At 60.2% G+C, this 9589-nt stretch carries 8 protein-coding genes; 7 read left to right on the top strand and 1 reads right to left on the bottom strand.

What is annotated here, in order from left to right; translation table 11 throughout:
- Nucleotides 1-21: 21 nt before the first annotated feature.
- The 5 genes from KGA82_RS21870 to KGA82_RS21890 all read left to right on the top strand — a co-directional run bounded on the left by KGA82_RS21870 (nt 22) and on the right by KGA82_RS21890 (nt 8552).
- Nucleotides 22-1380: a DUF1329 domain-containing protein gene (locus KGA82_RS21870; protein WP_223452509.1), complete on the top strand. Its 1359-nt coding sequence runs from the start codon at nt 22-24 to the stop codon at nt 1378-1380.
- A gap of 97 nt (nt 1381-1477) precedes the next feature.
- Nucleotides 1478-2554: a WD40/YVTN/BNR-like repeat-containing protein gene (locus KGA82_RS21875; protein WP_223452510.1), complete on the top strand. Its 1077-nt coding sequence runs from the start codon at nt 1478-1480 to the stop codon at nt 2552-2554.
- 16 nt (nt 2555-2570) lie between these two features.
- The gene (locus tag KGA82_RS21880) at nt 2571-5090 is read left to right on the top strand and encodes an efflux RND transporter permease subunit (protein WP_223452511.1); all 2520 of its coding nucleotides are present in this window, start codon (nt 2571-2573) and stop codon (nt 5088-5090) included.
- 7 nt (nt 5091-5097) lie between these two features.
- Nucleotides 5098-6876 carry an acyl-CoA dehydrogenase C-terminal domain-containing protein gene (locus KGA82_RS21885; RefSeq protein ID WP_223452512.1) on the top strand — a complete coding sequence of 593 codons (1779 nt, stop codon included), beginning with the start codon at nt 5098-5100 and terminating at the stop codon, nt 6874-6876.
- Nucleotides 6877-6908: 32 nt separating this feature from the next.
- On the top strand, nt 6909-8552 hold the full coding sequence (locus KGA82_RS21890; RefSeq protein WP_223452513.1) for a fatty acid--CoA ligase: 1644 nt from the start codon (nt 6909-6911) through the stop codon (nt 8550-8552).
- A 157-nt stretch (nt 8553-8709) separates the two neighbouring features.
- On the opposite strand, the gene KGA82_RS21895 is transcribed toward KGA82_RS21890, so the two are convergent.
- Nucleotides 8710-8919, bottom strand: a complete 210-nt coding sequence (locus KGA82_RS21895) for a hypothetical protein (RefSeq protein WP_223452514.1) — start codon at nt 8917-8919, stop codon at nt 8710-8712.
- Between the two features lie 233 nt (nt 8920-9152).
- Between KGA82_RS21895 and KGA82_RS21900 the strand changes: the two genes are divergently transcribed.
- Both KGA82_RS21900 and KGA82_RS21905 read left to right on the top strand, forming a co-directional pair.
- Nucleotides 9153-9347 carry a hypothetical protein gene (locus KGA82_RS21900; protein ID WP_008032821.1) on the top strand — a complete coding sequence of 65 codons (195 nt, stop codon included), beginning with the start codon at nt 9153-9155 and terminating at the stop codon, nt 9345-9347.
- 57 nt (nt 9348-9404) lie between these two features.
- The gene (locus tag KGA82_RS21905; protein WP_223452515.1) at nt 9405-9551 is read left to right on the top strand and encodes a hypothetical protein; all 147 of its coding nucleotides are present in this window, start codon (nt 9405-9407) and stop codon (nt 9549-9551) included.
- Nucleotides 9552-9589: the final 38 nt, after the last annotated feature.

Here is a 9589-nt window from a genome sequence, read left to right on the forward strand (position 1 = left end):
TGCAAGCAGGAGAATAACAAGATGAAATTTGCTAAAACCGTGTTGGCCGCTTCGCTGGCTATGGTCCTGGTCGCTCAGGCACAGGCCGCTGTTTCAACCCAGGACGCTGCCAGGTTGGGCAGCAGCCTGACCCTGGTGGGCGCCGAAAAGGCCGGGAACGCTGATGGTTCCATCCCTGCCTACGACGGTGGCCTGACCACGCCGCCGGCCAGTTTCAAATCCGGTGACAGCATGCGCCCGGATCCGTATGCCAGTGAAAAACCGTTGCTGGTGATCGATGGCAAAAACGTCGATCAGTACAAGGGCATGCTCAGTGCTACCACGGTGGAACTGGCCAAGCGTTTCCCGACTTACCGTGTCGATGTATACCCGACCCACCGCACCGTTTCGCTGCCAAAAGCCATCCTCGATAACGGCGTGAAGAATGCCAGCGGCGCCAAGTCCCTCGAAGGCGGTCTGGCCATCGATAACGTGCTGCCGGGCGTGCCGTTCCCGATCCCGCAATCGGGCAGCGAAGCGATGTGGAACTTCCTGCTGCGCTATCAAGGCGTGAGCATCAACTCCAAGTACGACTCCTGGAACGTTGACTCCGCCGGCGTGCCGAGCCTGGCCACCACCGGGCAGGCGTTCATCTCCTACCCGATCTACGAAAACCTGGCGCAGCCAATCAGCAGCGCCGACGTGTACTACCAGATGAAGCTGTCGTACACCGGTCCTGCACGCCGGGCCGGTGAAGCGGTGATGCTCAAGGACGCCGCCAACCCGCTGCAGCAACCGCGCCGCGCCTGGCAGTACCTGCCGGGTCAGCGTCGGGTCAAACTGGCACCGAACCTGGCTTACGACACGCCTAACCCAGGCACCGCCGGCGCGGGCACCTACGACGACGTTTTCGTGTTCAACGGCGCGCTGGACCGTTACGACTGGAAGCTGGTGGGCAAGCAGGAAATGATTGTGCCCTACAACACCTACAAGCTGACCTACGCCCAGGATCCGAAGTCGCTGACCACTGCCAATCACCTGGCACCGGACTTCGTGCGCTGGGAAAAACACCGCGTCTGGGTGGTGGAGGGCAACCTCAAGGCCGGCTCCCGCCACATTTATCAGAAGCGCCGCTTCTACCTTGATGAAGACAGCTGGACCGCTCTGGCCTCGGATCAATACGACGCTCGTGGTCAGTTGTACCGTGGCTCCTTCGCCTTCCTCAGCCAGAGCTACGACAAGCAGGTCCCGGATTCCACGCCCTTCATGATTTACGACCTGGTCGGTGGTTCCTACAACATCAACGGCGTGGTCGGGCCTTATGGCGGCATCAAGTACATCGATCCGCTTTCCAAGGCCCAATGGTCGTCGGAATCCCTGGCCGGCAGCGGCATTCGCTAAGCCAACCGCAAAAAAGCGCCTACAAGGTCCACCGCTCACAAGGCGGTGGGCCGTGCGCCGACGGCGTGGGCGCCAGGTTTTCCGAAGAGGACGCGGTATGTGTTCGTATAAAAATTATTTGCAGGTGGCGTTTGGCGTTGTGCTCGGCCTGTTGCAGGGCGTCACCCTCGCGGCTGATTACGTCGATGTGCTGGACCTGCCCGCCAGAGTCAGTGCCTTGGCCATCAACAGTCCGTTGTCCGGCATGGCTCGCGCCGGTGAGCGTGTGATCGCCGTCGGCCAGCGTGGCCATATTCTGTTTTCCGATGATGCCGGCAAGCACTGGCAGCAGGCAGCAGTGCCGGTCAGTGCCGATCTTACGGCGGTGAATTTTCCGACCACCACCCAAGGTTGGGCGGTGGGCAACGACGGTGTGGTGCTGCACAGCAGCGACGCCGGCGCGACCTGGCAAAAGCAACTCGACGGCCGTCAGATCGGCGCCTTGCTGGTCAAGCATTACACGGCGTTGGCCAGTGCCGAACCGGGCAATGAACAATGGCCGTTGCTGGTTGCCGAAGGCCAGCGGTTGATCGAGCAGGGCGCAGACAAACCGCTGCTCGACACATGGTTTGCCAACGACAAAGTCGGTTATGTGGTCGGCGTATTCAACCTGATCCTGCGCACCGAGGACGGTGGCCAAAGCTGGACGCCATTTCAGGATCGCACAGACAACCCGCAAGGTTTCCACCTCAACGCCATCGCTTCCACCGGCGACGCGTTGTACATCGCCGGCGAACAAGGCCTGTTGCTCAAATGGGATGACCACACCCAACGCTTCAGCGCCGTGCCGACGCCGTATCAAGGCAGCTTTTTCGGCGTGCTCGGCAAGCCTGGCGAAGCGCTCGTCTATGGCCTGCGCGGCAACGTCCTGCGCAGCACCGATGGCGGCCAAAACTGGACGGCACTCGACACCGGCCTGCACGTCAGCATCACCGCTGGGCTGATCGATGCCCGTGGCGACTACCGTCTGTTCACCCAGGGTGGGCAGATGCTGGTCAGCCAGGGCTCGGGCGCGCAATTGCACCTGCTGCGCCAACCGGTGCCGACCCCGGTCGCCGGTGTTACCCAGTCCGCCGCTGGTGCGTTGGTGGTCGCGGGCAGCCGTGGCGCCCAGACGCTAGCCCTCGAACCCTAAGAGCGAGAACCCAGACATGGGCAATATCAAACAAGACGCCATGCCGGTAATCCGCGACCTGCGGGATTTCGATCAGCACTCCGGCAACCTCCTCGAACGGTGGGTGTTCAACTATCGGCCGCTGTTCATGCTGCTGATGGCACTGGCCACCGTGGTGCTGGGTTTCATGGCCGTGACACGCCTGGAGCTGCGCCCAAGCTTCGAAAAAATGATTCCGCAGAGCCAGCCGTACATCCAGAATTTCCTGGAAAACCGCCAGTCGCTGCGTGGCCTGGGCAACTCGGTGCGCGTGGTGGTCGAGAACACCCAGGGTGATATTTTCGACCCCGCTTACCTCGACGTACTCAAGCAGGTCAACGACCAGCTGTTCCTCACCGAAGGCGTCGACCGCGCGTGGATGAAATCCCTGTGGAGCCCGGCGGTGCGCTGGACTGAAGTCACCGAGGATGGTTTCCAGGGTGGCCCGGTGATGCCCGATACCTATTCCGGCCAGCCTGAACAAATCGAGCAACTGCGCCAGAACATCTCCCGCGCCGGTCTGGTCGGCAGCCTGGTGGCCAGCGACTTCAAGTCGAGCATGCTGATCGTGCCGCTGCTGGACAAAGCCGCCGCCGGTGGTCAGCCCATCAACTATCACGCGTTCTCGCAGATGCTCGAAGAGCAGTTGCGCGACAAGATCGAATTCGCCGGCGACAGCGCGGCGCGCAAATCCGGGGAAGAGGGCAAGGGCCAATACAAGGTTCGGGTAATCGGCTTCGCCAAACTGATGGGCGACCTGATCGATGGCCTGATTCAGGTGATGATGTTTTTCGGCCTGGCGGTCATCACTTCGCTGGCGATCATCTATGCCTACACCCGTTGTGTGCGCAGCACGTTGCTGGTGGTCGGCTGCTCGCTGATCGCGGTGGTCTGGCAACTGGGTATCGTCGCCTGGCTCGGTTATGCCATCGACCCGTACTCGGTGCTGGTGCCGTTTTTGATCTTCGCCATTGGTGTGTCCCACGCCGCACAGAAGATGAACGGCATCATGCAGGACATCGCCCGAGGCACTCACAAACTGATTGCCGCGCGCTATACCTTCCGCCGCCTGTTCATCGCCGGCGTCACCGCGTTGCTGGCCGACGCCGTGGGTTTTGCGGTGCTGATGCTGATCGACATTCCGGTGATCCAGGACCTGGCGATCACCGCCAGCATCGGCGTCGCGGTGCTGATCTTCACCTCGCTGTTGCTGATGCCGGTGGCGCTGTCCTATGTCGGTGTTGGCGCCAAGGCTGCCGAACGCGCGCTGAAAATCGACACCCGCGCCGAACACCACAAGGGCTTCGGCAAACTCTGGGACCTGCTCGACCGCTTCACCACCGCCAAGTGGGCGACCGGCGCAGTATTGGTCGCCGTGTTGATGGGCATCGGCGGCTTCATGATCAGCCTCAACCTGAAGATCGGCGATCTCGAAAGCGGTGCGCCGGAGCTGCGTGCCGACTCGCGCTACAACCGCGACAACGCCTACATCACCCAGCATTACGCGCTGTCCAGCGACCTGTTTGCGGTGATGATCAAGACTGCGCCGGAAGGCTGCCTGAACTACAAGACGTTGGTTCTTGCCGATCGTTTGGCCTGGGAGCTGCAACAGTATCCAGGCGTACAGGCGACGACCTCGCTGGTCAACGCCGTGCGGCAGATCACTGCCGGCACCTATGAAGGCAACCCCAAGCTCAACAGCATCCAGCGCAACCAGGACGTGCTCAACTACGCCGCGCAGCAGGCTTCGGTCAACTCGCCTGAGCTGTTCAACAACAACTGCTCGCTGATGCCGGTGATCACGTTCCTCAAGGATCACAAGGCTGAAACGCTGGATGCGGTGGTGGCGATTGCCGACAAGTTCGCCAAGGAAAACAGCACCGAAGATCGTCAGTTCCTGTTGGCGGCCGGCAGCGCGGGCATCGAAGCGGCGACCAACATCGTCGTGCGCGAAGCCAATCGCACCATGTTGCTTTACGTCTACGCGGCGGTGACGCTGTTTTGCCTGATCACCTTCCGCAGCTGGCGCGCCACGCTGGTGGCGCTGTTGCCACTGGTACTGACCTCGATCCTTTGCGAAGCGCTGATGGTCGCCATGGGGATCGGCGTAAAGGTTGCGACCTTGCCGGTGATCGCCCTCGGCGTGGGCATCGGTGTTGACTACGCCTTGTACCTGCTCAGCGTGCAACTGCACTTCCAGCGCCAGGGCTTGCCGCTGTCCCAGGCCTACCGCAATGCGGTGTCCTTCACCGGCCGGGTGGTCGGGCTGGTGGGCATCACCCTGGCGGCTGGCGTGGTGTGTTGGGTCTGGTCGCCGATCAAGTTCCAGGCCGACATGGGCATCCTGCTGACCTTCATGTTCCTGTGGAACATGCTGGGTGCACTGGTGCTGATTCCTGCCCTGTCTTATTTCCTGTTGCGCGAACGGGCGCTGGCGCCCGGCCCTGTTGCGCAAGCCGACAACACCGAAATCTCTCAACGTCCGGGCATGCCTCATGCCCTGACCACTTCCGAGTAAGCCAACGATGTCTGATTACAAAGCTCCTTTGCGTGACATGCACTTCGTACTCAACGAGGTTTTCCAGGTGTCCCGGTTGTGGGCCAAATTGCCTGGCCTGGCCGAGGTGATCGATGAAGAAACGGCCGCCGCGATCCTCGAAGAAGCCGGCAAGATCAGCGCCGAAGTGATTGCACCGCTGAACCGCAGCAGCGATGAACAAGGCTGCACCTGGAGCAATGGCTCGGTGACGGCACCGGATGGTTTTGCCGCCGCCTACAAGGCTTTTGCCGAAGGTGGTTGGGTGGGCGTAGGTGGCGATCCACGGTTCGGTGGCATGGGCATGCCCAAGGCCATTTCGGCCCAGGTCGAAGAGATGGTCAATTCGGCCAGTCTGTCCTTCGGCCTGTACCCGATGCTGACGGCCGGCGCGTGCCTGTCGATCAATGCTCACGCCAGCGAAGCACTGAAAGCCACCTACTTGCCGAAATTGTACGACGGCACCTGGACCGGCTCGATGTGCCTGACCGAAGCGCATGCCGGCACAGACCTGGGCCTGATTCGCACCCGTGCCGAACCTCAGGCCGACGGCAGTTTCAAGATCAGCGGCAGCAAGATATTCATCACCGGCGGTGAGCATGACCTGACCGAAAACATCATTCACCTGGTACTGGCGCGCTTGCCGGATGCACCGGCGGGGCCGAAAGGCATTTCGCTGTTCCTGGTGCCCAAGGTGCTGGTCAATGCCGATGGCTCGCTGGGCGAGCGCAACTCGCTGTCCTGCGGTTCCATCGAGCACAAGATGGGCATCAAGGCCTCCGCCACGTGCGTGATGAATTTTGACGGTGCCACCGGCTGGATCGTCGACGCGCCGAACAAAGGGTTGGCGGCGATGTTCACCATGATGAATTACGAACGTCTGGGCGTGGGTATTCAGGGCCTGGCGCAAGGCGAACGCTCGTACCAGAACGCCGTCGAATACGCCCGTGACCGCCTGCAAAGCCGTTCGCCGAGGGGCGCGCAGAACAAGGACAAAGCCGCCGATCCGATCATCGTTCACCCGGATGTACGCCGGATGTTGTTGACCATGAAGGCCTTGAACGAAGGCGGGCGGGCGTTTTCCAGCTACGTGGCCCTGCAGCTGGATACCGCCAAGTACAGCGAAGACGAGTCAATCAGCAGTCGCGCCCAGGAACTGGTGTCGCTTCTGACCCCTGTGGCCAAGGCGTTCCTGACCGACATGGGGCTGGAAACCACCGTGCATGGCCAACAGATCTTCGGCGGCCATGGCTACATCCGCGAATGGGGCCAGGAGCAATTGGTTCGCGATGTGCGTATCACCCAGATCTACGAAGGCACCAACGGTATCCAGTCACTGGACCTGGCCGGGCGCAAAATCGTCGGCAGCGGCGGGGCGCTCTACCGGCTGTTCGCTTCGGAAATCCGCAACTTTACCGCCAATGCCTGCGCTGACCTCGGCGAGTTCACCAGACCGTTGAACGCCGCCGTCGACACCCTCGACGAACTGACCGCATGGCTGCTGGACCGAGCCCAGAACAACCCGAATGAAATCGGCGCGGCTTCGGTCGAGTACCTGCACGTGTTCGGTTACACGGCATACGCCTACATGTGGGCGCGAATGGCCAAAGCGGCCATGAGCACGCATTCCAAGGACGCGTTCTATGTCAGCAAACTGGCCACTGCACGCTTCTACTTCGCCCGTCTGTTGCCACGTATCCACTCGTTGAGCGCGTCGGCCAAGGCTGGCAGCGAATGCCTCTATAAATTGGATGCAGAGCAGTTCTGAGCTCACGTAAAAAAGGACCGGGAACCACAACCATGATGGCGACAAAAATAATTCCGCCCGCCGACGGCGCCTACGCCTATCCCTTGCTGATCAAGCAATTGTTGTTGTCCGGCGTGCGCTACGAGCCGGGCCGGGAAATCGTGTATGCCGACAAGCTGCGCTACAGCTACCAGACGCTCAACCAGCGGATACGCAAGCTGGCCAACGCCTTGACCGCTGCCGGCGTCAAGGCCGGGGACACGGTGGCCCTGCTTGACTGGGATAGTCATCGCTACCTGGAATGTTTCTTTGCCGTGCCGATGATCGGCGCGGTGCTGCACACCGTGAACATCCGTCTTTCGCCGGATCAGGTGCTCTTCACCATGAACCATGCCGAGGACGACCTGGTGCTCGTGCATGACGATTTCCTGCCTCTGGTTGAACAGATTCAGGGGCAACTCAACACCGTCAAAGGTTACTTGCAGCTTACGGACGACACAGCAACTCCCACGTCACTACCGGTGCTGGGGGAATATGAAAACCTGTTGGCCGGGGCCGCAGACCAGTACGATTTTCCCGATTTCGATGAAAACTCGGTGGCGACCCTTTTCTACACCACGGGCACTACTGGCGACCCTAAAGGCGTGTATTTCACCCACCGCCAATTGGTCTTGCACACCTTGAATGCCGTGGGCACTTTGGGCGTCTACCAGGGGTTGCCGCTGCTGCGCTCCGATGATGTCTACATGCCGATCACACCGATGTTTCACGTGCATGCCTGGGGTGTGCCCTATGTTGCCACCCTGATGGGCATCAAGCAGGTGTACCCCGGCCGCTACGAGCCCAACAGCCTGGTCAGGCTGTATCGAGAGGAGAAGGTCACGTTCTCCCACTGTGTGCCGACCATTCTGCAAATGATCCTGAACTGCGAGGAAGCGCAACGGACTCGTTTTGATGGCTGGAAAATGCTCCTGGGCGGCAGCGCGCTGACATTGGGCATCGCCAGTGAGGCGAGTGCCAAAGGTATTCAGGTACACAGCGGTTACGGCATGTCGGAAACCTGCCCGTTGCTGTGCCTGACTTACCTGCGTGACGAAGACCTCGCACAATCCACGCAAGACCAACTGGCGACCCGCATCAAGACTGGCACAACTGTGCCGATGGTCGACCTGAAAATCATCGATGCCAATGGCAATGACGTTGCCCATGACGGAGAGTCCCTGGGCGAGATCGTGGTGCGCGCGCCTTGGCTGACCCAAGGCTATTTGAAGGAACCCGAAAAGGGTGCAGAGCTTTGGCACAACGGCTGGCTGCATACCGGCGACATGGCCTCCATTGACCCTTTGGGAGGGGTGGAAATCAAAGATCGAATCAAGGACGTCATCAAGACGGGCGGGGAGTGGATCAGCTCCCTGGAACTGGAAAGCCTGATCAGCGAACACTCGGCCGTCATGTCGGTCGCGGTCGTGGGCATTGCGGATGAGCAATGGGGCGAACGGCCGATGGCGTTGGTGGTGTGCGAGCCTGGGCAATACCTCGACCGCAAGATGCTGGAGGTGCACCTGCAAGGGTTTGTCGAGCGTGGCCGTATCAATAAATGGGCGATCCCCAAGCGGTTCAGGTTCGTCGCCGAGATCCCTAAAACCAGCGTCGGGAAGATTAACAAGAAGCTCATCCGGGAAAGCGAATCGAGCTGAAAGGCGCGGCGGATGCCACGTCAACCCTGACCACTGATCGCGAGGTCCGCTGTTTCATATCCGTCAAAGGGGATCATGCATCCAGATGCTTGATCCCTTTTTTCGTTTCAGGTCTGCGTAAACGTCGCGGCGATGTCGTTGAGTCTGTCGCAATAACTCAGGGCAAGTAGCCAGCAGCCTGGACGAGGTGGCTGTCCTGCCCGGCAACGATGAGGTGCATGGGCACATGGGGTTGCTCATCAACAACGGAAGTGACCTCAAACCCACCCACTACCAGCGGCTGTCGCTCACACATTTCGGTCGACTCTCCCGCCAGTTTTTTCGCCATTTTCGCGTGGTTCGCTGCGATTTCGTTGAGAGTTGACACGTTACATCTCCGGGTAAAAGACCCAGCGCAGGGCTGGCGTCCAAAATATTGATTTGATGGTTGTCGCGTCAGAATTACGTCGTTTCCGGGCGATTACGACCGGCGATTGCAATCCCTGCGCCAGAGACTGTGGCAATTCTTTGTCGCGTCTACATTAGCGACGAATGGTGACATTTGGATGTGCTTGAATCGGGCGTAAACTGGCAGTGCTACTTCATCAGGAGGAGCCGGAGATGATTGCCGACCGAATGACCGCACAGACGTCCGCGGACAAAGCTGTCTGGGATCAATATTTTTGCGCTGCGCTGATTGCGGAAAGCAATCTGACGGCGCCGGTTGTAGGAGGGGCCACTCATGAGGACAGGCAGAATCTGTTGATTGAAAGAGCCAAGGCGCTCGCCGACAAAATGATGGATACGCGCCAGTGAACGGAAACACATGCCTGTTCAATACCTCGGCCCAACCTCTTCAGGTTGGGCTTTTTCATGCCTGTCTCAACCCGACGTAAACCCAGTCCCGAACACCCCCGCGATGTTGTAGGAGCCAGGCTTGCCGGCGAAGGCGCCCGCCAGACCGCCATCGCCCGCCAGACCGCCATCGCCGGCAAGCCGGCTCCTACAGGTTCGGCGTGAACCTCAGTCCCGAATCCCCCCGCGATTTTGTAGGAGCC

The organism is Pseudomonas sp. BF-RE-22 (assembly GCF_019956155.1).
Lineage (GTDB): Bacteria > Pseudomonadota > Gammaproteobacteria > Pseudomonadales > Pseudomonadaceae > Aquipseudomonas > Aquipseudomonas migulae.

Coding starts and splice junctions, on each gene's coding strand:
- KGA82_RS21890 (WP_223452513.1), top strand. CDS start 6,909: ATGATGGCGACAAAAATAATTCCGCCCGCCGACGGCGCCTACGCCTAT.
- KGA82_RS21875 (WP_223452510.1), top strand. CDS start 1,478: ATGTGTTCGTATAAAAATTATTTGCAGGTGGCGTTTGGCGTTGTGCTC.
- KGA82_RS21870 (WP_223452509.1), top strand. CDS start 22: ATGAAATTTGCTAAAACCGTGTTGGCCGCTTCGCTGGCTATGGTCCTG.
- KGA82_RS21885 (WP_223452512.1), top strand. CDS start 5,098: ATGTCTGATTACAAAGCTCCTTTGCGTGACATGCACTTCGTACTCAAC.
- KGA82_RS21880 (WP_223452511.1), top strand. CDS start 2,571: ATGGGCAATATCAAACAAGACGCCATGCCGGTAATCCGCGACCTGCGG.
- KGA82_RS21905 (WP_223452515.1), top strand. CDS start 9,405: ATGCCTGTCTCAACCCGACGTAAACCCAGTCCCGAACACCCCCGCGAT.
- KGA82_RS21900 (WP_008032821.1), top strand. CDS start 9,153: ATGATTGCCGACCGAATGACCGCACAGACGTCCGCGGACAAAGCTGTC.